Source organism: Noviluteimonas gilva (assembly GCF_009740395.1).
Taxonomy (GTDB): Bacteria; Pseudomonadota; Gammaproteobacteria; order Xanthomonadales; family Xanthomonadaceae; genus Noviluteimonas; species Noviluteimonas gilva.
Map to the genome: position 1 here is coordinate 265945 of NZ_WOXT01000004.1, position 24592 is coordinate 290536.

Consider the following 24592-nt stretch of genomic DNA (forward strand, 5'->3'; position numbering starts at 1 on the left):
CGCGCACGCGAGCCACGTCCGGGCCCAGGCTTGGGCTCGAAACTGCGCGGTGCGAGGCGAGCGTGGACCTGAATGCATGAGATGGGCGGTTGGGCGTGCAGGCGTGGTCCGGACTATTCCACGCATCGACAGGGCGGCGTGGATGCGCCGACAAGCGGCTGTAATGAATACGTATGCAGAAAACGTCGGCGGCCCCGGCCCTGCGCCTACCATCCGTCACGGGGAATACATCCTTTTGGAGGGGACCAAATGCAGCATCTGAAACGCAACCTGCTCAGCGTGGCGCTCGCGTCGGCCACGATGATGCTGGCGACGGGCGCCTGGGCGCAGTCGACCACCACGACGAACGATCCGGCCAACCCGCAGGAAGCACGAACGCCTGAGCAGCAACAGGAAGACCTGGCCAAGCAGCAGGCCGCGCAGCTCCAGTCGGTCACCGTCACCGGCATCCGCCTCGGCATCGAGCAAGCCAACTCGATCAAGAAGGAATCGACGTCGATCGTCGAAGCCATCTCGGCCGAAGACATCGGCAAGCTGCCCGACATCTCCATCGCCGAATCGATCTCCCGCCTGCCCGGCATCGCCGCGCAACGCGTCGGTGGTCGTGCGCAGGTGATCAGCGTCCGCGGCCTGTCGCCCGACTTCGCCACCACGCTGCTCAACGGCCGCGAGATGGTCAGCACCGGCGACAACCGCTCGGTCGAATTCGACCAGTACCCCTCCGAACTCTTCTCCGGCGTCGTGATCTACAAGACCCCGGACTCCGCGCTCGTGGGCCAGGGCCTGTCGGGCACGATCGACATGCGCACCGTGCGCCCGCTCGACTTCGACAAGCCGGTCTACGCGGTCAGCGCGCGCTACCAGAAGAACTCGCTCGGCTCGGCCGCGAACTCCGACGGCGACGGAAACCGCATCAACGCCAGCGTGATCACGCAGATGGCCGGCGGCGACATCGGCCTGTCGCTCGGCTTCTCGCATTCGGACATCCCGATCCAGGAAGAGCAGACGGGCCTGTACGAGCCGTGGCGCAACGACCAGACGCGCAACGGCGTCCCGGCCGGCACCTACATCACCGACGGTGCCAAGGCGCTGCGCCGCACCGGCTACGTCCGCCGCAACGCGGCGATGGCGACGGTGCAGTTCGCGCCGATCTCCGAGTGGACCTCGACGCTCGACATCTTCCACACCTCCGCCGTGCAGGAAGACACCGCGAACCAGTTCGAAGCCAACTTCAACTACAACGGCAACCCCGACCCGCAGGTCTGGACGCCGAACGTGGCTGGCGGCACGCTGGTCGGCGGCACGCTCACGAATGCCTATCCGCTCGTGCGCGGCATGTACAACAAGCGCGAAGACAACATCGACGGCCTGGGCTGGCTCAACGAGATCAAGGTGGGCGACGTCAACCTGACCGCCGACCTGAGCTGGTCGAAGTCGCACCGCGACGAACTCAGCCTCGAGAACAACCTGCAGCTGCTGCCCAATCCGCAGTTCGACACGCTCAACATCAACTTCCCCGGTTCGGGCTTCGCCACGATCCAGCCGGGCCGCGACTACTCCAACCCGAACACGCTGTTCATCGCGAACACGATCTACGGTTCGGGTTACGGCAAGACGCCGAAGGTGGTCGACGAGCTGAAGGGCTTCAAGGTCAACGCGAACTTCGCCGCGCCCTTCCTCGACAGCCTGTTCTCCGACATCGACGTCGGTGCGCACTACGGCACGCGTGAGAAGTCCAAGAGCCAGCCCGAAGGCAACATCAATCTCGGCGCGCAAGGCCCGACGACCATCGGCCCCGACCTGCAGTACGGCGGCGTGGACCTGACCTTCGCCGGCGTGGGTTACATCCCCTCGTGGGACGTGCCGGGCGCCGTCGCGCGCTACATGACCTTCGCACCGAACGAAGACGCCTCCTACCTCGTGTCGAAGGCGTGGACGATCAACGAAGACATCACCACCGGCTGGCTGCGCGCCAACATCGACACGAGCTGGGGTTCGATCCCGGTGCGCGGCAATGTCGGCATCCAGGCGCAGCACACCGACCAGTCGTCCTCCTCGTTCTACTGGGATCCCTTCCGCCCGGCCGGCCAGAACCGCGTGCCGTACGAGAACGGCAAGTCCTACACCGACTGGCTGCCGAGCCTGAACCTCGCGTTCTCTTTCGACCACGACCAGACGGTGCGCGTCGCCGCGGCCCGCCAGCTCGCACGCGCGCGCCTGGACCAGTTGCGCGCTTCGTTCGAGTTCGGCGTCAGCACCTCGACGCTCGAGCCGTCGGGCTCCGGCGGCAACCCCCTGCTCGATCCGTGGAAGGCCAACGCGTTCGACATCTCCTACGAGAAGTACTTCGAAGGCACGAAGGGTTACGTGTCGGCGGCGTTCTACTACAAGGACCTGCGCACCTACATCTTCACCGAGTCCCGCACGTACGACTTCTCGCAGTTCATCACGCCTGACGTCGTGCCGCAGCCCACCACGCCGATCGGCCGGTTCACCGCGCCGTACAACGGCGAAGGCGGCTGGCTGCAGGGCCTGGAACTGACGGCGTCGCTGCCGCTGGACATCTTCTGGGATGCGGCCGAAGGCTTCGGCTTCCTCGCCAGTGCGTCGTTCAACGACAGCAACATCACCATCCCGCCGGACCCGTCCAGCGTCTCGAGCGTGGGTTCGCAGAACATCAGCCTGCCGGGCCTGTCGGACGAGGTGTACAACCTGACGGTGTACTACTCGCGCGCCGGCTTCGAAGCCCGCGTGAACCAGCGCTGGCGTTCGGACTACATCGGCGAGATCAGCAACTTCGCCGCCGAGCGCACGCTGCGTTACGTCGAAGGTGAGGACGTCACCGATGCGCAGCTGAGCTACGCGTTCGGCGAAGAGTCCGCGTTGAAGGGCGTCACCCTGCTCCTGCAGGCGAACAACCTCACCAACTCCGGCTATCGCACCTACGCCTCCTCGAAGGATCGCCCGCTCGAGAACATCGAGTGGGGCCGCACCTACCTGGTGGGCCTGAGCTACAAGTTCTGATCACCACTCCGCGTACTGACGGATCCGTGTGACCCTCCACCCCTGCCGGCGCGCCCGGCAGGGGTCTTTTTTTGGGCGATGGCTTCCTTCGCGCTACGGCATCGCGATCGCCACGCCGCCGCAGCGCCCCACGACCTCATCCACCACGGCATTGGCCAGTCCCTGCCCGCGCACGCGCTTGAGGCGCACGCGCAGCCATTCGCACGCCTGTTCCTCCTCGTGCGCGTCCTGCCAGCGATAGACCATCGACGCGCCTGCCAGCTGCACGCGATACGGAGCGCCGAGGGCGGCGCGGAGTTCGGGTTCCTTCATGCCGATATGGACGGCTTCGATGCGCATGTCACGCTCCATGTGATGTTGGAGACAGCGTCGCGCACACGGCTTTGCTGCGACATCGGTGGATGCCGCAACGCGTTGTAGGAATTCGAGAAGGCTTACGCGTCGCGCAGGCGCGTGCACTCGGCGGCCAGGCGTCCGATCGTCGCCCAGTCGCGCGCATCCAGCGCGGCCCTGGGCACCATCCACGAGCCGCCGACGGTCGAGACGTTCGGCAATTTCAGATACGCGGGCGCCTTCGCCGCATCGATCCCGCCCGTCGGGCAGAACTTCACCTGCCCGAATGGCCCTGCGAAGGACTTCACCGCCGCGATCCCGCCCGCCGACTCCGCCGGGAAGAACTTGAAGCGCACGTGCCCCGCATCGAGGCCGCGCATCAGCTCGCTCGCAGTGGCGATCGCGGGGATGAAGGGAATCGGCGCGTCGTCCGCGGCCGCGTACAGCGCATCGGTGCAACCCGGTGCGATCGCGAAGCGCGCGCCGACGTCGACCATCGAGCGCAGATCATCGGCGCGCAACACGGTCCCCGCGCCGACGATGGCATTGGGCACTTCGCGCGCGATCAGGGCGATGGCTTCGCGCGCGACGGGCGTGCGCAGCGTGATTTCGAGCACCGGCAAACCGTTGTCGGCGAGCGCGCGCGCCAGCGGCACGGCGTCTTCCAGGCGTTCGATGGTGAGCACGGGCATGATCGGCGCCGCGTCGAGGATCGCGTCGGCCGCGGTGCGACGCGATGCGTTCGTCCAGTTCATGCGCCTGCTCCCGCGGAGGCCCGCAAGGCCATCGCCGCGCCGAGCAGGCCCGGCTGCGGATGCGTGATGACGTGGATGGTGATGCCTTCGAGGTAGGCGACGAAACGCCCCTTCGCAAGGAACCGCTCGCGGAAATTGCTGCTGCGCAGGAACGGCACGAAGCGCGGCACCATGCCGCCGGCGATCACCAGCGTGCGTGCGCCGTGGATCAGCGCCGCATCGCCCGACACGCTGCCCAGCACCGAGCAGAAGCGCGCCAGCGCGCGACGCGCGGCGACGTCGTGCCCTTCGAGTGCGGCGGCGACGATCTCGGCCGGATCGCGCAAGGTCGGCTTGACCTCGATGTCGTGCGCCACGCCGCGCAACACCGCGTCGATCTGCGCCAGGCCCGCGCCGCACAACACGCGTTCGTTCGAACAGCGCCCGTGCAATGCATTCAACCACCGCGCGATCGCCTGCTCTTCGTCGCCGATGGGCGCGAAGGTGACGTGCCCGCCTTCGGTTTCGACCGCCTGCCACCCCTGCTCCACGCTGCCTACCAGCATCGCGACGCCCAGGCCCGTGCCCGGCCCCATCACGGTGACCGGCCCGCGCAACGGCCCCGACGTCGGGCCGTGCAGCGTTTCGCGATCGGCCTGCGTGAGCGCGGGCACGGCCCACGCGATCGCGCCGAAATCGTTGATCACGCGCAATTCGTCGAAGCGCAGCGTGCGCTGCAACGCCGAACGACTGAACGACCACGCGCGATTGGTCAGCCGGATTTCGTCGGTGTCCGCGGGGCTCGCGACCGCGAGCGCGCCGCGCTTCGGCGCGACGCCCACCGACGCGAGGTAATGCTCGATCGCATGCTCCAGGCTCGCGAATTCCGAGGCCTTCAACGCCTGCATTTCGCGCAGCGCCGGCGTGGGCGCATCCACGTCGGTCAGCGCGAAACGCGCGTTCGTGCCGCCGATGTCGGCGACGAGTGCAACGGCGCTCATCGCGCGCTCCTGTCTTCGTCCATGAACAGCGCGCTGCCGCCCGCCTCCGCCGTGCCGACCTGCGCACGCATCATCGCGAACAACTCGCGGCCGAAGCCGAAGCGGTTCGCGCGCAGATCGCCGTGTTGCACCGCACGCGATTCCCACTCGGCGGCAGCGACGTCGACATCGATCGTGCCTGCCTCGGCATCGATGCGGATGCGGTCGCCGTCGCGCAGTTTCGAAATGGGCCCGCCGTCCGCCGCTTCGGGCGTGACGTGGATGGCCGACAACACTTTGCCCGACGCCCCCGACATGCGCCCATCGGTGAGCAGCGCGACACGCTGGCCGCGATCCTGCATCGCCGCGAGCGTCGGCGTGAGCTTGTGCAATTCCGGCATGCCGTTCGCGCGCGGCCCCTGGCCGCGGATCACCGCGATCAGGTCGCCCTGCAATGTGCCTGCCTTGAAGGCGAGCAACAAATCGTCCTGCGATTCGAAGATGCGCGCCGGCGCTTCGATCTTCCGGTATTCGGGTGCGACGGCGGAGATCTTCACGATGCCGCGCCCGAGGTTGCCCTGCACGCGACGCAAGCCGCCTTCGTGATCGAACGGATCGGCGACCGGCCGCACGACGCTGGTGTCCAGCGATTGTTTCGGTCCGTCGCGCCAACGCAATGCGGTGCCGTCGAGATACGGCTCCATCGCCTGCTGTCGCAAGTCGCCGCCATGCACGCAGGGAATGTCCGCGTGCACAAGGCCCGCATCGATCAGTTCGCGCAACACGAACCCGATGCCGCCCGCGGCGTGGAAATGGTTGATGTCGGCCGACCCGTTGGGATACGCGCGCACGATCAGCGGCGTCACGCGCGAGAGCTCGTCGAGGTCGTCCCAATCGATGATCACGCCCGCCGCGCGCGCCATCGCGACGAGATGGATCGCGTGGTTCGTCGAACCACCCGTGGCCGCGAGCGAGACCATCGCGTTGACGATCGCGCGCTCGTCGATGGTTTCGCACAGCGGGCGATAGTCGTCGCCGAGCTTGGAGATGCGCAGCGCCTGTTCCGCCGCGGCGACGGTGAGCGCATCGCGCAACGGCGTTCCCGGATTGACGAACGCGGTGCCCGGCATGTGCAGGCCCATCGCTTCCATCATCGTCTGGTTGGAATTGGCGGTGCCGTAGAAGGTGCAGGTGCCGGGCGAGTGGTAGGAGGCGGCTTCGGCGTCGAGCAACTCCTCGCGCGTGGCCTTGCCTTCGGCATAGCGCTGGCGAACGGCCGCCTTTTCCTTGTTCGACAGGCCCGCGGGCATCGGCCCGGCCGGCACGAAGATCACCGGGAGGTGACCGAAACTCAACGCGCCGATCAACAGGCCCGGCACGATCTTGTCGCACACGCCCAGGCACAGCACGGCGTCGAACATGTCGTGCGAGAGCGAGACGGCCGTGGCCATCGCGATGTTGTCTCGCGAGAACAGCGACAGCTCCATGCCGATGCGGCCCTGCGTGACGCCGTCGCACATCGCCGGCACGCCGCCGGCGACCTGCGCGCTGCCGCCCGCGTTGCGCGCGGCCATGCGAATCAGCGAGGGGTACTGCTCCATCGGCTGGTGCGCCGAGAGCATGTCGTTGTAGGCGGTGACGATCCCGATGTTGCCGGCGTTGCCGCCGCGCAGGCTGGGCTTGTCGGCACCTGCGGCCGCGAAGCCGTGCGCGAGGTTGCCGCAGCTCAGGCGTTGGCGCGCGGGTCCGCCTTCATGGTCGGCCGCGGCCTGCGCCATGCGGGCCAGGTAATCGGCGCGCGCAGGAACGCTGCGTTCGACGATGCGTTGCGTGACGCGGGCCACGACGGGATGCAGCATCAGGGGCTCCAGTGCATGTGCACGGTCGCTTGCCCTTCGCCCAGGGCGGCGACGGGGTGACGTGCCATGTTGCCGGATGCGCGCGCGGCCTGCAGCACATCGCGCTTGGCCTGCCCGGTGAGCGCCAGGTGCAGTGCCTGGGTCCGCAGCAGGCGCGACAGGGTCAGGCTGATGCGCGGGAACGGCGCCTCGGGCGGCAGGGGCCGCGGGTCGATGCGCGTGGCTTCCAGCGCGTTGTCCAGGTCGAGCGCGTCGCGCAACTGCGGCGCGCCGGGAAAGAGCGAGGCGGTATGCGCGTCCTGCCCCATGCCGAGCACGATGGCGTCGAACGGCCCAGGGTACACCGCGAGGCGGCGGCGCGCGTGCGATTCGGAGCGCGCGGGGTCGCCGTCCTCGGTGGTCAGCGATTCGATCACCACGCCGCGCGCATCGGCGAAGGCCTTGCGCAGCTCGGCGACGTTGCACGCCGGGTGATCGTGCGGCACGCAGCGCTCGTCGCTCGGCAGCAGCACCACGCACGACCAGTCCAGGCGCATCGCCGCGAGTGCACGGTATGCGGGAAACGGCGTGCGACCCCCGGCGAGCGCGAGCACGGCGCGGCCGCGTGCGTCGATGGCATCGCGGCAAGTCGCATGCAGAAGGTTTGCGAGCGCTGTCGCCAGCGCGTCGCCATCGCGATAGTCGTGTTCGATCCAGCCCATCACTCGCGCCAGGTGTGCCCGTGGCGTTCGGTCATCGCCACTGCGCTGGCCGGGCCCCAGGTGCCGGCGGGATACGGTTTCGGGGCGATGTCGTTCGCGCGCCAGCCATTGATCACGGCATCGACCCACTCCCACGCCGCCTCGGTTTCATCGCGGCGCACGAACAGCGTGCCGTTGCCTTCCAGCGCATCGAGATACAGGCGCTCGTACGCGGGCCGACGCGCGGACGTCGCGAACTCTTCGTGCAGGTCCAGGTCCAGCGCGACCTGCGACAACTGCAGCCCCGCGCGATCCAGCCCCGGCGTCTTGCTCATCAGGCGCAACTCGATGCGTTCCTCCGGTTGCAGGCGGATCGTCAGGCCGTTCGGCGCGATCTTCGCGCGCGGATCGAAGATCGAATGCGGCACGGCGCGGAATTGCAGGTGGATCTCGGTCGCGCGACGCGGCATGCGCTTGCCCGTGCGCAGGTAGAACGGCACGCCGGACCAACGCCAGTTGTCGATGTGCGCACGCAGCGCGACGAAGGTTTCGGTGCGGCTCGGGCGGCCGAGTTCCTCGGCATAGCCCGGCACGACCTTCCCGCCGACGGCGCCGGAGGTGTACTGGCCGGTGACCGTTTCGGTCTGCACTTCCGCCGGGCCGATGCGGCGCAACGAACGCAGCACCTTGATCTTCTCGTTGCGCACGGCGGTGGGCTCGAAGCGCGCCGGCGGCTCCATCGCGGTGAGACACACCAGCTGCAGCAGGTGGTTCTGCATCATGTCGCGCATCGCGCCGCTGGTGTCGTAGTAATCGCCGCGGCCTTCGACGCCCACGGTTTCCGCCACCGTGATCTGCACGTGCTGGATGTGGCGCGCGTTCCACAGCGGTTCGAACATCGCGTTGCCGAAGCGCAGCGCGATCAGGTTCTGCACGCCTTCCTTGCCGAGGTAATGGTCGACGCGGAACACGCGGTCTTCGTCGAACACGCGCGCGACGCCGTCGTTGATGTTCGTCGCACTGGCAAGGTCGGTGCCGATGGGTTTTTCGAGCATCACGCGCGTGCCGGGCCCCGCGAGGCCGAGCGCGCCGAGCGCGACGCAGATCGGGACGTAGAAGCGCGGCGCGGTGCTCAGGTGATAGAGGATTTCGCCGGTGCGCATCGACGTGATGCGTTCGCCCAGGCGCGCCATCGATTCGGGATCGCCGCTGTCGGCCGCGTGATACGCGATGCGCGCGAGCAAGGCTTCGAGCGATGCCTCGTCGAGATCGGTGGCCGGCACGTTGCGACGCACGGCGTCGGCGACGTCGGCGCGGAACGTCGCGTCGTCCATCGCGCTGCGCGCGGTGCCGAGGATGCGCAGCTCGGGCAACAGCAGCCCGGCGTGCTGGAGGCCGTAGAGCGACGGCAGCAGCATCCGCTGCGCAAGGTCGCCGGAGGCACCGAAAATGACGAGGAGCGAAGCGCAGTTGCCGGGCATGCGACCTGAATGGGGCGGGGGCAGGATCGAAATGTAAACCGCAAAGGCCATCCCCGTGGTGACGGCGGCGGTGATTACGTATTCAAAGGCGCCGCCGCCGCATGGGCTAGGATCGCCCGCAGTGCCGCCAGCGCTTCGGAGACCGGATCATGGAACAGACCCTGCGCATCGCTGCGCTCTCGTTTTCATGCGTTTTCATCGGCCTGGCCGGCGCGGCCGACCCGCATGCCGGCCACGGCGGCGGCACCGCGGACTTCGGCGTGCACTGCGCGCCGGCCGTGCGCGAAGACTTCGACCGCGCGCTCACCCTCCTCCACCACATGACCTATCCGCAGGCCCGCGCCGGCTTCCGCGCGATCGCCGAGAAGGACCCCAAGTGCGCCATGGCCCACTGGGGCGTGGCGATGACGCTGTTCCAGCCGCTGTGGCCCACGCGGCCGGATCTGGCCGAGCGCACCCTCGGCTGGGAGGAGATCGGCAAGGCGCGCGCCCTGGGCTCGACCGATGCGCGCGAACGCGGGTTCATCGAAGCGGCCGCGGCCTTTTTCGAGAATCCGGAATCCGACGACTATTGGGCACGCATCCGCCGGTGGGCCGATGCGTCGGCGAAGTTGCACGCGCAATTCCCGAAGGACCACGACGCGACGGCCTTCGATGCACTCGCGATCCTCGCAACGACGCCGCAGGATCGCGCGACGCGTGAGAACGCCGACCAGGCCGCGGCGTTGCTGCAATCGGTGTTGCGCGAAGACCCCGACCATCCCGGCGCCATGCATTACCTCGTGCATGCCGACGATGTCCCCGGCCGCGAACGCGAATCGCCGGAGGTCGTGCATCAATACGAAAAGGTCGCGCCCGACAACCCACACGCGTTGCACATGCCCACGCACGTCTACACGCGCCAGGGCGATTGGGACGGCGTGATTCGCGGCAACCTGCGCGCCGCCGATGCGGCGTTGCGCTACCCGGCCGGCGACAAAGGCCAATACGTGTGGGATGAGTTCCCGCACGCGATCGAATATCTCGTCTACGCCTACCTGCAAGAGGGCGATGTCGCCAACGCGAAGAAGCAACGCGATCGCCTGCTCGCCACGCAACACTTGCAGCCTTCATTCAAGACGGCGTTCCATCTTGCGTCGGTGCAGGCGCGCATTCCGCTGGAGACGCACGACTGGGCCGCCGCCGCGAAACTGCAACCGCGCACGCCGGCATCGGTCGAGTGGGACAATTACGCGTGGCCGGAAGCGATCGCGCAATTCGCGCACGGCTTGGGCGCAGCGAAGACCGGCGACAAACCCAGCGCACTCGCTGCACTGACACGCCTGGGCGAACTGCAGCGCAAGATGGAAGCCGCAGGCGAGTCCTTGTTCGAACGCAACATCCACGTGCTGCGCCTGGAACTCGAAAGCGCGATCGCGCAAGCGAACGGGCACTCGAAGGAAGCGATCGAAAAACTCGAAGCGGCCGCGGCGATCGAAGCATCGACGCCGAAGCACGCGGTGACGCCAGGCCCGACGATTCCCGCGCAGGAAATGCTCGGTGATTTGTATTTCGAACTCGGCCAGCGCGCGAATGCGCACACCGCGTACGAACGCGCACTCGCGCAATACCCCAGGCGTCGTGCGTCGCAACAAGGCGCGGACAAGACGGGTTAACCCCGACCGTCGCCCCGCCCGCTTCGCGTTGTTTGGAACCGCCGGAGATGCATCCGGCATTCCCACCGTGGAGGCTTCCCATGTCCCGAACTCTCCTGGCGCTGGCCATGGGCGCGGTTGCCTGCGCCGCCGTGGCCGGCGAGAAGGACAAACCGGCCGCGCCCTTCTCCGACGATCAGCTCATCCAGAGCGCAACGAAAGCCGCGCCGCAGAAGGTGGCCGCGGGCGCGAAGGTCATCGCCATCGACGACAAGGGCGTCGCGCGCACCCTGCGCGAAGGCAACAACGGATTCACCTGCATGCCCGACAACCCCACCACGCCCGGCCCCGATCCGATGTGCATGGATGCCGCCGCGATGGACTGGGCGAATGCATGGATGTCGAAGAAGGCGCCGACCGTCGGCAAAGTCGGCCTGATGTACATGCTCGAAGGCGGGACGGATGCGAGCAACACCGATCCTTACGCCACCGCGCCTTCGAAGGAAGGCCATTGGGTGGAAACCGGCCCGCACGTGATGGTCGTCGGCGCCGCGCCCGAGTTCTACGCGATGTATCCGAGCAACGCAGATCCCGACACCGCCGTTCCCTACGTCATGTGGTCCGGCACGCCGTACCAGCACCTGATGGTCCCGGTGCGTTGAGCGCAAAAAAAAAAGGCCCCCGATCGATAGCTCGGGGGCCCTTCGCGTTGTCGCCGACGAGAGCGACAGCGTGCGTTGCTTCCTTACTGGAAGTTGTTCGTACCGATGGTGACCAGGGCGCCGCCGCGGATCAGCACGTCGCGCTCGATCTTGCTCGTCCAGCCGGTCTGCGTGAACGGCGTGCGGACCTTGGCGCCGAGGCGCGTGTAGTTCTGGTACGACAGGTTGTTGGTGTGCGTGCAGCTCTTGGTGTTGGTGTTGTACACCACGCCCGTCGCCGAGTTCAGGCGGAACGTGCTGTTCTTCACCGTCAGGCCCGTGATGCCGACCGTGCCCATGCCCAGGCTACCGTTGCGCTCGAACGTGCAGCCGTCGAACGTCACGTTGGTCGTACGGTTCCAGATGTTGACGCCGTACTTCTTGTTGTCGTTGAAACGGCAGTTCTGGATCAGCACGTTGTTGCAGGTCCAGCTGGCGTCCGGCTCGATGTCGATGCCGCACTCCGGCGAGGTGCCGTTGGTGAAGCTGAACTCCGAGTCGTACACCTTGATGTTCTTGCAGTTGGTGATCGACAGGCCCTGGCGACGGTTGTTCGTCGCCACGATGTTGGCGACGACCACGTCGTCGGCCGAGCCGCCGATGCAGACGCCGTCGCCGGTGCAGTCGGCCACGCGCAGGTCGCGGATGGTGACGCGGATGCCGCCGAGGCACTGGATGCCGTGGCCCCACTCATGCGTGCCGCCGCCGGCGTAGACGTGCGTGGCGCGGTCGCCGATGAGCTGGCCGCCCGAGACTTCGACGTCGGACTTGTCGTTGATGTAGATGAGGTAGTGGCGGATCAGCGACGAGGTCTTCGCCTTGAGGATCGCGCCCGGCAGCAGCTGGAAGTGCATCTTGCTGCGCAGGTTGATCTTCTTGGCCGTGTCGATGATGTACGTGCCGGCCGGGACCTGCACCGTGCCGCCGGTGGTCGGCAGCGCGTTGATGGCGGCCTGGATGGCGGCCGTGTCGTCCTTCACACCGTTGCCCAGCGCACCGTAGTTCTTCACGTTCAACAGCGTCGTACCGCGGGCGCGGGTCGGCGGGGTGGTCAGCGCGAACGCCGGCAGGGAGACGCCGCCGATCAGCAGCGGGACCGCGCACATGGCGGAGTTCTTGATGAAGGCGCGGCGCGCGGTGTTGGTCTGCTGCATTTGGGAAAACCCTCGTACTTGGAAGAAAGCGGGTGTTCCCGCTCGGCGAGGGCAAATGTAGAGACCGCGTGAATTTTGGCTAGCGGGAATTGATGAAACTGCGGATTGCGCCGCATGTATGGTTCAGCTTCAAAACCTGAATGCGAAAATCAGGCGATTAACTAATGATTTTCATGATGTTATGAAAACCTTAAAACGAGAAATCAATCGTGAAACGCGCGAAGGCTGCGCGTGTTCGAACGTTTGCTCCACGTGAATTCCGGGCTGCTGAATGGTCGAAACGAGACTCTCGGTCACCCTCTTGCGCGAAATGTGAGGTCGGGCGTAGCGTGATTCCAACCGGGCAATCCGGCCCGGACAGGGGGTAGCGCCATGGCCGTCTCCGCATTCGCACAGTCGTCGAACGATCGCGACTTCGCCGACATCAACATCACCCCGCTCGTCGATGTGCTGCTCGTGCTGCTGATCATCTTCATGGTCGCCGCGCCCGCGGTGACCAAGGCCGTGGACTTCACCCTGCCCCAGCCCGGCGAGAACAAAGAGAAACCGCAACGCATCGAACTCGGCGTCCACGCCGATGGCTCGGTCACCTGGAACGGCGCCGCGCAGCCGCTCAATGGCCTGCGCTCGCTGATGGAAGTGGAAGCCCAGCGCGATCCGGCGCATCCGCCGATGCTCGTAATCGACGCCAGCGGCGATGCCGATTACGGACTGGTCACGCGCGTGCTCGCCGACGCCAACGCCGCGCAGCTCAAGCACATCGCGTTCGCCCAATAGGGAGGGGTGCGTCCGAACACCCGCTCGGTCATCCGAGCGGGTGTTCGCGATGCGAGATGCGATAACCGATCAGCCCGCACAGCAGGATCACCACGTTGCCGGCGAAGTCCAGCAGCATCCACCTCGTGAAGATCGGCTGCACGAAGTAGAAGTACCAGTTGAATGCGAAGAACGGGATCGACCCGAGCAGCCCGAAGGCGAGGAAGGTCTTGGGCGTGAACTTCGAAAACCAGATGATCCCGCCGCACAACACGGCCTGCGCGCCGAAGCACGCGATGAATACGGAGGACGCCGCCGTCAGCACCTGGTGTTCGGGGCGGATCGTCAGTTGCTCCACCATCCGCGGCAGGAACATGCACCACGCGCCGAGCACGAGGAAGATCGAGGCGAGGATGCGCTGGAGAGTCTGCGATCGCATGGGGCGCTCCGTTGCCGGGGCCGCGGGGCTTCCAATGTAACGCCCTTACGGCGAACAGTCGCCCGTGCGGGTGAAATCGAGATCCTCGAAGTCGGAACTGAAATCGCCCTCCGGATCCACCTTGCGCATGCGCATGTGCCCGCTTTCGAAATCGACCCAGGCTTCGAGGTCCATGCGGTCCTCGTCCCAATCGATGCGCCACTGTCCGTCGACGGTGACGACGTGCCCCGTCATCAACGGTGACTTCTCCGACGCCCACTGCAAGCGGCCGTTGACCGGACACAGGCGCACCGTACCGAACCACGGATCGCGCCACGTGCCGGTGCGCTTCGGATCGAACGGCGCGGCGAGCACTTCACGCTTGCCGTCGGGCTTGGTGTGCGGCTTCGCGTCGGCCTCGGCCTGCTTCCACTCGGCCTCGATTTCGTCGGCGTAAGGCGCGATCGTCGTGTCGGCATCGGGCTTGGTGAACTGCTTCGTCAACACTTCCGACAACACCGTGCGCGTGTCGTCGGCATCGGCGTTGATCATGAACACGAAGCCGCTGCGCTGGTCCGGCAGCAACACCATCGCCGAATACATGCCCGACAACGTGCCGGTGTGCGACACGGTCCATCGCCCATCGACATCCGCCAGGCGGAAGCCGTAGGCATAGGCGAGCGCATGCGTGTGGTCCCACTTCACGCGCCGCCCGGAGATCGGCATCGGCGTGCGCGCCTTCCACATCTCCTTGCGCTGCGCGTCGGACAACCACGCCTTCGCCTGCGCATCGGGCGCGAGCCATGCCTGCATCCAGCGCAGCATGTCGTCCAGGCTGCAGCGGATGCCGCCTGCGGCGGCCGATGTGATCGCGGGCACCTGCGTCCCATCGACGTTGTCGCCGGGCTTGTACTGCATGTTCTCGCCGCGCGTGTGCGGTTGCGCGACATCGCCGACCGCATCGCGATCGAACGCGCCGACCTTGCAGCGCGTCATCCCGAGCGGATCGAAGACCTCGCGCTGCACGAGCGTCTCGTACGGCGCCCCGCCCGCGGCCGCGGCGACTTCGCCGGCGACGACGTACAACAGGTTGTCGTACGCATAGCCCGATCGAAAACTGTAAGCGGGCTTGATGTACTTGAGCCCGGCGATGATGTCGCCGCGCGTGAAGGTGTTCGGCTCCGGCCACAACATCAGATCGCCGCCGCCTTCAGGCAGCCCGCTGTTGTGCACGAGCAGATCGCGCACCTGCATGTTCTTCGTGACCCACGGGTCGAACATCGCAAACTGCGGCAGGTGCTTGGTGACCGGATCGTCCCAACGCAACTTGCCTTGGTCGACCAGGCGCGCGAGCACGCTGGCGGTCATCGCCTTCGAGTTGGAGGCGATCTTGAACAGCGATTTCGATGTGAGCTTCTGGCCGCTGCCGGCGAGCGTTTCACCGCGGGTGGTTGCATAGACGACCTTGCCGTCTTCGACCACGCCCACGGCGATGCCGGGCAGCTTGTAACGCGCGACCGTGTCGTCGACGGTGCGCTGCCAGGAAGACGACTGTGCCTGCGCGCCGAAGGCGAGCAGGCACAGGCTTGATGCAAGGACTCGTTTCATGTGGCTTCCAGCGTGGCGATCCCCGAAAAAAACGGCGGCCCGGAGGGCGGGCCGCCGGGGGTGCCGACTTTAGAAGTCAAGCGAAACCTGAAGCTGCCCGTAGGCGCGCGATTGGTAGTCCGTGCCCTGGAGGAAGAACTCGTTCGGCGTTCCGATGCCGTCCTCCAGTTCCAGGTCCTCGTTGACTTCCGTCACGCGCTGCATGTTGAAGACGTTGAACAGCGAGAACTTCACCCGCAGGTCGGCGCCGCCGAAATCGTGCTTGTAGGTGATGCTCGCGCCCAGGTCGTACGTCCACGGCAGACGGCCCCAGTCGCCGCGACCGATGTGCGTGTACGTACGCTGGTCGTTGGGCAGGTCGCAGTTCGCCGTGCAGATGAAGAAGCTGCGGAACTCGGTCTCGTCGAACGGGTTGCCCGCGCCGAACGCGCTGATCGGACGCCCCGACCGTGCATCGAACGCAGCACCGATTTCCCACGCATCGTTGATCGCGTACGCACCGTGCAGCTTGATCTGGTGGCGGCGATCGTTGGGAAGGTAGCCCTCACCGTCGAAGTTCACCCACGGATTGTCGAAGGCTTCGGTACGGCCCGAATCGGCGAAGTCGGTATCGGAGTTCACCGGACCTTCCGCGTTGCCTTCGCTGAAGGCCAGCGTGTACGACGCGTTGAGCGACCACTTGTTGTCCCACGCGCGGTCGAGCACGAATTCCAGCGCCCGGTAGTCGCGCTTGGGCTTCTGCCAGCCGGTGGTGCCGACGAAGTTGCCGTCGACGTCGTACAGCGCCCAGCCCGTGGTGGCCGTGTCGATGTTGATCCAGTTGTCGTTCACGCCGTCGCAGTCGGTGTCGCCGTAGACGGTGGCGACCTCGCCCGGATTGGCCATCGCGAAGAAGTCGACTTCGCAGAAGCCGTTGTACGTGATCTCCATGTCGTCGATGGCGTTGTGCAACTTGCGGTAGATGCCGCGCACGCCCCACGACCACGACGGATCGAGCTGCTGCTGGAAGCCCAGGATCATTTCATCCTGGTACACCGAGTCCATGTCGGCATCCACTTCGCCGCGCACGTCGGGCACCGTGCCGTCGCCCTGCGAGACGTCCACCGGACCGATCTGCGGCCCGAGGATCGGGATGTTGCCCGCGTCGAAGCCGTTGAACACGTAGAAGGTGCGGCGATCCAGGAACGGACCGGCCTGCTTGATGTTGATGACGTTGGCCACCGGCAGGAAGTAACGGCCGACGTTGCCGTACACCTTCATGCTCGAATCGCCGTTGAGATCCCACGAGAAGCCCAGGCGCGGCGCCCACATCGAATCCATCTTGATGTAGCTCTCGCCCTGCCCATTCTTGTTGTCGAACTCCTCGTTGCGCAGGCCGAAGTTCAACAGGAAGCGATCGCTGACCTGCCAGTTGTCCTCGATGTAGTACGCCGAGTTGACGGTTTCGAACGTGCCTTCGTTGCGCACTTCGCGCGTGCGGACGTAGGCCGTCGTTCCCGGAGGAACGGGCGTACCGTTGACGATGCCGCTGCCGCCGACGTTGAAGACCTCGTAGCGCGCGCCGCCGCCCGGATAACGCTGGTTGTATCCACTGGTGTTGTTTTCGTGGTCGTAGCCGAAGCGCAGCAGGTGGCTGCCGAGTTGCCATTCGAAGTCGAGGCGGTACTGCTCGCGATCGTCTTCGCGCGAGACCACCGCGGTGTTGCTCGTGCAACCCAGGAAGCTCGAACCCACGCGGCGGTCCTGCACCAGGTCGCAGGTGTCGTCGGTCAGGCTGTGGATGTCGGTCGTGCGCTGGTTTTCACCGTACATCGCGCGCATCGAGAACTTGTCGGTGAAGAAGCCGTTGTACGTCAACGCCCAGTTGTCGCCGCCGGTTTCGTTGAACGTGGTGTTCTCGTAATTGCGCGAGCCGTTGAAATCGCCGCCCGGATCGATCCCGTATTGGTCGGTCGTCAGCTTGTCCGAGTCGGAGAAGGCGAGGAATTCCAGGATGTGGTCGTCGGTGATGCGCCAGTCGAGCTTGGTGCCCCAGAACCCGCTGTTCGAACGGCCGTCGAAGAAGTTCTCGTACTCGTTGTCGGAGCTGCGCGGTTCGAAGTCGCGCCCTTCGTACATGCCGAAGAAGAACAGGCGATCCTGGATCAGCGCGCCCGAGGCGTAGAGGTTCAGTTTCGCGGAATCGTAGTCGTCGAACTGCGCGACGCGGCCCGGCTTGTTCTTCTGCGTGAACTGCAACCAGTCGGGTTCCCACACCAGCTCGGCGCCGTACTGGAATTCGTTGGTGCCCGACTTGGTGACGGCGTTGATCACGCCGCCGGTCGTGCGACCGAACTCCACGGAGTAGCCGCCGGTCTTGACCTGGAACTCCTGGTAGAACGCATCGGGCACCGCGGAGTTGCCCACGCGGTTGTAGAAGTCGGTGACGTTCAGGCCGTTGATGTAGACCGCGTTTTCCGCGACCGACGAACCGCCGAAGGACACGCCGCCGAACTCGCCTTTCACCACGCCCGGCGCGAGCTGCGCGACCGACAGCGCGTCGCGCTGGAGCGGCAGGCGCTGGATCTGGTCGGCGGTGATGTTGGTGGCCGATTCGGTGGAGGAGACGTCGATCGGCGAGATCGACGTGCCCTGCACCTGGACCGTCTGCAGCTCCGCCGACGCGCCGGCCAGATCCCTGGTCGTCGTCGTGCCGAGGCTGACGTTGACCGTCACCGGGCTACCGATCGCCTGCCCGTTCTGCTGGACGGTGACCGTATACGTGCCGACCGGGAGGGATGCGATGCGATAGCTGCCATCGGCGTCCACCGCGACCGTGCGCGAGAAACCCGTCGCCGGATTGGTCACCGTCACCGTCGCACCCGCGGCCGCATGGCCGGCGAGCGCACCCGCGGTGTTCTGCGCGAAGGCCGGCAGGGCGATGGGCGCGGTGAGCGCCATGCCCAGGGCGAGCCAGAGTGACGTCCGATGCATCGCGTTGTTCTTCTTGCTCTTCATGCCACTCATGCCCCCTCCGGCGGTGTGGTTGGAACGAGGTTCCATTCGAAGTCGTAATCGAACTGGTCGAAATACAGGTTGCCGCCCTTCCACTCGACTTCTCCGCGTTGGGAGTCGACGGTGTCGGAGCGGAAGTGCGTCTTGCGCGGCACGAAGTCGACGCCCCACGCATCGTTGAATGCGATGCGATAGCCGTCGAGCCCGCCGAGGTAGAACCATTCGGTGGCCGGGTCGCCTTCCAGGCGTCCGAAGGTCACGTCCATCGGCACCCATCCATACGGTGCGAGGTACACCTGGCCCCAGTCGTGCAGGTTCCAGTAATCGGTCGGCGAGAACATCATTCCCGACTGCCAGCGCGCGGGAATGCCGTTCAAGCGAAGCAAGGTGATCAGCAGCAGCGTCTGCTGGCCGCAATCGCCGTGGTGTGCGTGCAGGGCGTAGTCGCCGATGTTCGGGATCGTCGAATACTCGCGCGCGCCGGCCCACGGGAACTTGTCGTCGACCAGCGCGAAGAGCTTGCGCGTGATCGCATAGGGATTGGTTTCGTCGCCGACGGTCTGCTTCGACAATGCACGCATCGCATCGGTGAACACGACGTGCGGCAATTCCTGCGACAGGTAGGGCGCGAGCTCGCGCTTTTCCTTTTCGGTCAGCGGCACGACCTTCGCGGCATCGATCGGATGCGACTGCGCGGAGATCGTCACTTCATAGGTGACGTCGAACTTGGTCGGCTTGCCGGCGACGGCGGTGCCCTGCAGGTGCATCGTGCGCATCAGCGCCGATTCGGGAGCCAGATCGCCCTTCGCGGGCACGCTGCCGACCAGCTTGATGTCGTCCTGCTGGCCCGGAATGTGGCGCGGGAACGGAATCCACGCATCGATCGTTTCGCCCGCGGGCACGGCGTCGGCGTTGACCGTCAGCGACTGCGTGATGCGGAAGCGCTGCGGCAACACGCTGGCCTCGCCGGTGGCGATCGCCGCGTCGTGCGCGGCCCTGTGGTGCGGATGCGCCGACTCCAGCGGGCTGTCGTTGGTCTTCGGCGGCTCGGTGCGGCGTGCGAGCGCGTCGGGCGCCAGGCGCCAGAGATTGGAGACCGAGCGCTGGAAGTAGCGCTTTTCCCCATCGATGGTCATGTGCTCGAGCGTGTTGTTCGCTTCCCAACGCGCGAACTCATCGTCGCGCAGGTCGGGGATCTGCTTCTTGATGTCCGCGCGGACCTTGGCTTCGTCGTGCGGGAAGTCCAGGCGAATGCGGCGCATGCGCTCGCGTTCGAAGGCCAGCGCGCGGGCGGTGTCGGCGGGAACGTTGGGTTGCGCGAGGGCGGCGTCGATGGCCGCGTTCGCGGCCTTGAAGTCGCCCTGGTCCACCAGCGCCACGATCTGCGGCGGGGCCGGTGGCGGATCGAAAGCGAAGGCACTGCCAGCGACCAGCGCGGCGGACAATGCGAGAGACAACAGCGGCGTTCCCCTGCGCGAAAGCGCGGAACGGAAGGAGGACATCCGGTGGTGACCGATCACGTCCAAGCGCACACGACCCCTGCATGTGGGAGCTGCGGAGCGTTGTGTAGCACCAATATGACAGTCGGTCAATAAATTATTCTTCCTTTCCGACAATCGATGAATATATATTCCAGCCGCCTCCCCCATCGGGAGCGACGGGGGACCGGATGATCCAGACGGTGTGGCCCTATCTCGCGCTCATGCTCCTGATCGCGGGGCTGTTCCCGATGCTCGAGCGCCGCACGCAATGGCGCGTGTTCTCGGTGATGCCGCCCATCGTCATGGTGTATCTGCTGGTCACCGGCCTGTCGGTCGCGGGCGCGTGGACGATCGAGGGCGAGATCCAAGCCGCGCAGAAGACCCTGATCGCGCAGATCCTGCCGGCGATGCTGTTCCTGCTGATGATCCACTGCGACCTGCGCAACATCTTCGCGCTCGGGCCGCGCGTGCTCGCGGTGTTCTTCAGTACGACGGTGTGTTTGTTCGTCGCGTTCGTCGCGACGTATTTCCTCTTTCGCTTCGCCCTGCCCGCGAATACCGCGTGGCAACCGCTCGCCGCGCTCAGTGGCAGTTGGGTGGGCGGTTCGGCGAACCTGGTCGCGGTCGTGCAAGGCGCGGGCCTGTCCGAACAATCGATGGCGCTCGCGCTGCTGACCGATGCGCTTTGCTACTCGGTGTGGGTCGCGGTGCTGTTTTCGGTCGGGCGCCTTGCGCCGGCCTTCGATCGTTGGACGAAGGCGAAGTCGAGCGCCGACATCGCGGTCTCGGTGCCGGAGTCGAAAGACCCGATCACGTTCGATGCGGTGTTGCTGTGGCTGGGCCTGGCGCTCGGCGCGGGCGTAGTGTCCCGCGCCCTCGCAGCGGTGCTGCCCGAATCGCCGTACGTCAGCCCGACCTCGTACACGATCATGATCGCCACCGTGCTCGGCCTGGTGGTCGCGCACACACCGCTCGCACGCTTCCCGGGATCGTCGAAGATCGCCAGCGCGCTGCTCATCTTCATCGTTGCGATCCTCGCCTCGCAGAGCAATTTCGAAGGCATCGGTTCGGCGCCGTGGTATCTCGCGTGCGGCCTGTCGATCCTGGTGATCCACGCCGTGCTGTTGGCGCTGCTCGCCAAACTCTTCCGTTTCGACCTGTACCTGTGCGGCATTTCCTCGCTCGCCCATGTGGGGGGCGTGGCCGCCACGCCCGTACTCGCAGCGTCGTATTCCCCTGCCCTCGTTCCCGTGGGCATCCTGCTTGCGTTGCTCGGCTACATCCTCGGTACGGGGTTCGGCCTGGTCATGGCGCAAGTGCTGCATTCGCTGGCGCCCTAGGAGATCTCAGATGCGCTTTCGTCCCGCCCATTCCCTGATCGCCGCCGCGCTGTTGCTGGCGCTGGCGCCGGCCTTCGCACGCGAACCCACGCAACTCGTGCGCCCCGCGCATGGCGTCGTCGGTGTCGAAGATGCACAACTCGATCCGAATTTCTGGATCGGCAAGCTCGGCGCCGATGCGGACCGCGTGTTGCTCGACAAGGCGGCGATCGACGCCGCCAACGCCGCGATGCGCGCACAGGATCCGACGATCCACGATCTCGGCGCCCTGCCCGCGTCCATCACCGCGCAGCAGGCGCGCGAATGGATCGAGGAGATGTCGGAGCGTCCGACGCGCACGCTGTACGACGAGAAGCACCAGGTCGTTCCCGCGGCGACACTCGATGGCCTGGTCGATGCGCTCGCGCTCGACAAACTCGCGGCGTCCACGCCGACGCGCTATGCCCTCGTCGTCGAACGCGCCTCGCTGCGCACGTTCCCGACGAACCTGCGCGTGTTTTCCAGCGACGACGACACCGACATCGATCGCTTCCAGGAAAGCGCGCTGTTTCCCGGCACGCCGGTCGCGATCGTGCACGAAAGCCGCGATGGCCAATGGGCCTTCATCGTCAGCCAGCGCTATCGCGCGTGGGTCGAAACCAAGCACCTGGCGCAAGGCGCGCGCGATGTCGTCCTCGGCTTCCCGCAACGCACGCCCTTCCGCGTCGTGACCGGCGCGAAGGTCAGCACCGTCCATACGCCTGAATTGCCGCAAGCCTCCGAACTCTCGCTCGACATGAGCACGCGCCTGCCGATCGCGAACGTCGCGCCCGACAAGATCGTCAACGGCCAGCATCCCTATTCGTCCTGGACCGTCGACCTGCCGGTGCGCGAAGCGAATGGCACGCTGCGCATCGCACCGGCGCTGCTGCAGAAGAATTCCGACACGCAGGGCGATTATCTTCCGCTCACGCACGCCAACATCCTCCGCCAGGCCTTCAAGTTCCTCGGCGAGCGTTACGGCTGGGGCCACGATTACAACGCGCGCGATTGCAGCGGCTTCGTCTCCGATGTGTACGCGACCATGGGCATCCTGATGCCGCGCAACACGCGCGACCAATCCAGGAGCCCGTCGTTGCACAAGACCCTGTTCGACGACAAGAGCACGCGCGAGCAGCGCGAGGCGACGATCAAGGACCTGCAGACCGGCGACCTGGTGTACATCCCCGGCCACGTGATGATGGTGATCGGCTGGATCGGCGATCAGCCCTACGTGATCCACGACACCAACGGCGGCACCATGCGCGCCGCCGACGGAAAGCTGCGCTCGCTGCACCTCAACGGCGTCTCGGTGACGCCGTTGCTGCCGCTGATGTACGACGAAACGCACCGCTACGTGGACCGCATGACCAGCGTCGTCCGCGTCGCCACTTCGCACTGATGTCTTCAGGGACGGAAAACGCATGAAGATCACCCGCATCGAATTCGGCATGCTGCGCGTGCCGCTGAAGACGCCCTTCAAGACCGCGCTGCGCACGGTGGACAAGGTGGAGGACGTCATCGTCATGATGCACACCGACACCGGCCACGTCGGTTACGGCGAAGCGCCGGCCACCGCGGTCATCACCGGCGATACGCACGGCTCGATCATCGAGGCGATCAAGCATTACATCGCGCCGCGCCTGATCGGCCAGGACGTCGCCGACCTCAACCGGCTCACGCGCCTGGTGCAGACCTCGATGGAGCGCAACACCAGCGCGAAGGCCGCGGTGGAGATCGCGTTGTACGACCTGTTCGCGCAATCCTTCGACGCGCCGCTGTATCGCGTGCTCGGTGGCGGCGACCCGGTGATCACCACCGACATCACCATCAGCGTCGACACGATCGACAAGATGGTCGCCGACTCGCTGGCCGCGGTCGAACGCGGCTTCGACTCGCTGAAGATCAAGGTCGGCAAGGAAATCGGCGTGGACATCGAACGCGCGAAGGCGATCTACGCCGCCGTCGAAAACCGCGCCCTGCTCCGCCTGGACGCCAACCAGGGTTGGTCGGCGAAGCAAGCGGTCCACGCGATCAGCGCGATGGAAGATGCCGGCATCATTCTCGAACTCGTCGAGCAACCGGTGAAAGCCGCCGACCTGGAAGGCATGCGCTACGTCACCGAACGCGTGCGCACGCCGATCATGGCCGACGAAAGCGTGTTCGGCCCCGCGCAGGTGATCGACCTGATCCGCATGCACGCGGCCGACATCGTCAACATCAAGCTGATGAAGACCGGCGGCCTCTCCAACGCGATCCGCATCGCCGACATCGCCGCGCTGCACGGGATCGAGTGCATGATCGGCTGCATGCTCGAATCCTCCATCAGCGTGGCCGCGGCCGCGCACCTGGCCGTCGCCAAGTCCGACGCGATCACCAAGGTCGACCTCGATGGCCCGTCGCTGAGCCAATTCAATCCCGTCGATGGCGGCGTGATCTTCAACGAGTCGGAGATCTCCATCACCGACGCGCCGGGCCTGGGCATCAAATCGATCCGGGGCCTCGAACCCATTGCCGCCTGACATGAAGCCGTTGCCCAAGATCCGCGCCGAACGCGACCAGATGTCCGCGATCGAGCGGCGCATCGCCGACTTCATCCTGGAGAACGCGCAGCTGCTGCGCGACTACTCCTCGCAGCAGCTCGCGGCGGCGTTGGGCATCAGTCAATCGAGCGTCGTGAAGTTCAGCCAGAAGCTCGGGTATCGCGGCTACCCGGACCTGAAGTATTCGATCGCCGAAGCGATGACCCCGGAAACGGGCACCGCAGGTGTGCCGGCCGCCACCGAAGTGCCCGAGCTGATGTCGGGCGACCTGTGGCGGCGCAAGAGCGAAGCCGAAGCCGAAACGCGCGCGATCAACCCGCCCTCGGCGCTGGAGTACATCGCGTCCCTGCTCGGGCGCGCGAATCGCGTGCTGCTGATCGGCGTCGCCGAAGACAGCACGACCGCGCGCGCCTTCGCGTATCGCCTTTCGCTGCTCGGCATCGCGAGCGTGCACCACTTCGACTACGCCCATCTCGGCGCGAGCATCGCCGCCTGCCGCGCGGGCGACGTACTGCTGGCCATCAGCGAACACGGCAAGCAATCGGCGCTATGCCAACTCGCGCGCAGCATGCGCGAGCGACAGGGCAAGGTGGTCGCGCTCACGCGGCATACGTCCAATCCCTTGCGCGCGCACGCGGACATCGCGTTGCTGGTAAGCGGGCAGGACGATCGGCCGCACGTGGCGCCGCTGCTCTATCAGGCCGGTGTGCAGCATTTGCTGGACCGGTTGTTCGTGTTGTTGTGCGAAGGGCGCGGGGATCGCCTGGCGACCTTGCAGGCGAACCAGGAACGGATCCGGCTCCTGCCGGAGGGATGACTGCAAGCCTGTGACTTCCGGCCTGCGCGCACGCAGC

19 protein-coding genes are annotated in these 24592 nt (G+C 66.1%); 8 read left to right on the forward strand and 11 right to left on the reverse strand.

Annotation, left to right across the window (positions count from 1 at the left end; translation table 11 throughout):
* Positions 1-249: 249 nt before the first annotated feature.
* A complete protein-coding gene (locus GN331_RS13455; protein WP_156642751.1) occupies positions 250-3024 on the forward strand; it encodes a TonB-dependent receptor in 2775 nt (924 codons plus the stop codon).
* A 93-nt stretch (positions 3025-3117) separates the two neighbouring features.
* Here GN331_RS13455 and GN331_RS13460 read toward each other — a convergent pair whose 3' ends face one another.
* The 6 genes from GN331_RS13460 to zwf form a co-directional block, all read right to left on the reverse strand.
* Positions 3118-3363, reverse strand: coding sequence for a hypothetical protein (locus GN331_RS13460; protein ID WP_156642752.1), 246 nt, complete (start codon positions 3361-3363; stop codon positions 3118-3120).
* 95 nt (positions 3364-3458) lie between these two features.
* A complete protein-coding gene (eda, locus tag GN331_RS13465) occupies positions 3459-4112 on the reverse strand; it encodes a bifunctional 4-hydroxy-2-oxoglutarate aldolase/2-dehydro-3-deoxy-phosphogluconate aldolase (RefSeq protein ID WP_156642753.1) in 654 nt (217 codons plus the stop codon).
* On the reverse strand, positions 4109-5092 hold the full coding sequence (glk, locus tag GN331_RS13470) for a glucokinase (RefSeq protein ID WP_156642754.1): 984 nt from the start codon (positions 5090-5092) through the stop codon (positions 4109-4111). Before glk ends, eda begins: the two co-directional genes overlap by 4 nt.
* Positions 5089-6933, reverse strand: coding sequence for a phosphogluconate dehydratase (gene edd / locus GN331_RS13475; RefSeq protein WP_197427151.1), 1845 nt, complete (start codon positions 6931-6933; stop codon positions 5089-5091). The genes glk and edd overlap by 4 nt, the downstream gene beginning before the upstream one ends.
* Entirely contained in the window at positions 6930-7631 is a 702-nt protein-coding gene (gene pgl, locus GN331_RS13480) for a 6-phosphogluconolactonase (protein ID WP_156642755.1), read from the reverse strand. Before pgl ends, edd begins: the two co-directional genes overlap by 4 nt.
* Complete coding sequence (gene zwf / locus GN331_RS13485; RefSeq protein ID WP_156642756.1) at positions 7631-9091, reverse strand: glucose-6-phosphate dehydrogenase; 1461 nt, start codon at positions 9089-9091, stop codon at positions 7631-7633. Before zwf ends, pgl begins: the two co-directional genes overlap by 1 nt.
* 149 nt (positions 9092-9240) lie before the next feature.
* Here zwf and GN331_RS13490 point away from each other — a divergent pair, with 149 nt between their 5' ends.
* Both GN331_RS13490 and GN331_RS13495 read left to right on the forward strand, forming a co-directional pair.
* Entirely contained in the window at positions 9241-10746 is a 1506-nt protein-coding gene (locus GN331_RS13490; RefSeq protein WP_156642757.1) for a tetratricopeptide repeat protein, read from the forward strand.
* 80 nt (positions 10747-10826) lie between these two features.
* On the forward strand, positions 10827-11387 hold the full coding sequence (locus GN331_RS13495) for a hypothetical protein (RefSeq protein WP_156642758.1): 561 nt from the start codon (positions 10827-10829) through the stop codon (positions 11385-11387).
* Positions 11388-11470: 83 nt separating this feature from the next.
* Here the strand turns inward: GN331_RS13495 and GN331_RS13500 are convergent, their stop codons facing one another.
* On the reverse strand, positions 11471-12580 hold the full coding sequence (locus GN331_RS13500; protein WP_156642759.1) for a right-handed parallel beta-helix repeat-containing protein: 1110 nt from the start codon (positions 12578-12580) through the stop codon (positions 11471-11473).
* A 372-nt stretch (positions 12581-12952) separates the two neighbouring features.
* Here GN331_RS13500 and GN331_RS13505 point away from each other — a divergent pair, with 372 nt between their 5' ends.
* Complete coding sequence (locus GN331_RS13505) at positions 12953-13357, forward strand: ExbD/TolR family protein (protein ID WP_156642760.1); 405 nt, start codon at positions 12953-12955, stop codon at positions 13355-13357.
* Between the two features lie 28 nt (positions 13358-13385).
* On the opposite strand, the gene GN331_RS13510 is transcribed toward GN331_RS13505, so the two are convergent.
* From GN331_RS13510 to GN331_RS13525, 4 genes are all read right to left on the reverse strand, one after another.
* Complete coding sequence (locus GN331_RS13510) at positions 13386-13775, reverse strand: hypothetical protein (RefSeq protein ID WP_156642761.1); 390 nt, start codon at positions 13773-13775, stop codon at positions 13386-13388.
* Between the two features lie 45 nt (positions 13776-13820).
* The gene (locus GN331_RS13515) at positions 13821-15362 is read right to left on the reverse strand and encodes a serine hydrolase domain-containing protein (protein ID WP_156642762.1); all 1542 of its coding nucleotides are present in this window, start codon (positions 15360-15362) and stop codon (positions 13821-13823) included.
* A 69-nt stretch (positions 15363-15431) separates the two neighbouring features.
* On the reverse strand, positions 15432-18368 hold the full coding sequence (locus tag GN331_RS13520) for a TonB-dependent receptor (RefSeq protein WP_231734499.1): 2937 nt from the start codon (positions 18366-18368) through the stop codon (positions 15432-15434).
* Positions 18365-19858 (reverse strand): transglutaminase-like domain-containing protein, encoded by a 1494-nt coding sequence (locus tag GN331_RS13525; protein WP_156642763.1) that lies wholly within the window; start codon positions 19856-19858, stop codon positions 18365-18367. Before GN331_RS13525 ends, GN331_RS13520 begins: the two co-directional genes overlap by 4 nt.
* Positions 19859-20025: 167 nt before the next feature.
* Between GN331_RS13525 and GN331_RS13530 the strand changes: the two genes are divergently transcribed.
* The 4 genes from GN331_RS13530 to GN331_RS13545 are packed head-to-tail and all read left to right on the forward strand — an operon-like array spanning position 20026 to position 24555.
* Positions 20026-21177, forward strand: a complete 1152-nt coding sequence (locus tag GN331_RS13530) for a DUF819 family protein (protein ID WP_156642764.1) — start codon at positions 20026-20028, stop codon at positions 21175-21177.
* 10 nt (positions 21178-21187) lie between these two features.
* The gene (locus tag GN331_RS13535) at positions 21188-22597 is read left to right on the forward strand and encodes a C40 family peptidase (protein ID WP_156642765.1); all 1410 of its coding nucleotides are present in this window, start codon (positions 21188-21190) and stop codon (positions 22595-22597) included.
* Between the two features lie 22 nt (positions 22598-22619).
* A complete protein-coding gene (locus tag GN331_RS13540; protein ID WP_156642766.1) occupies positions 22620-23717 on the forward strand; it encodes a dipeptide epimerase in 1098 nt (365 codons plus the stop codon).
* A gap of 1 nt (position 23718) precedes the next feature.
* Entirely contained in the window at positions 23719-24555 is an 837-nt protein-coding gene (locus GN331_RS13545) for a MurR/RpiR family transcriptional regulator (RefSeq protein ID WP_156642767.1), read from the forward strand.
* The last annotated feature ends 37 nt before the right edge of the window (positions 24556-24592 follow it).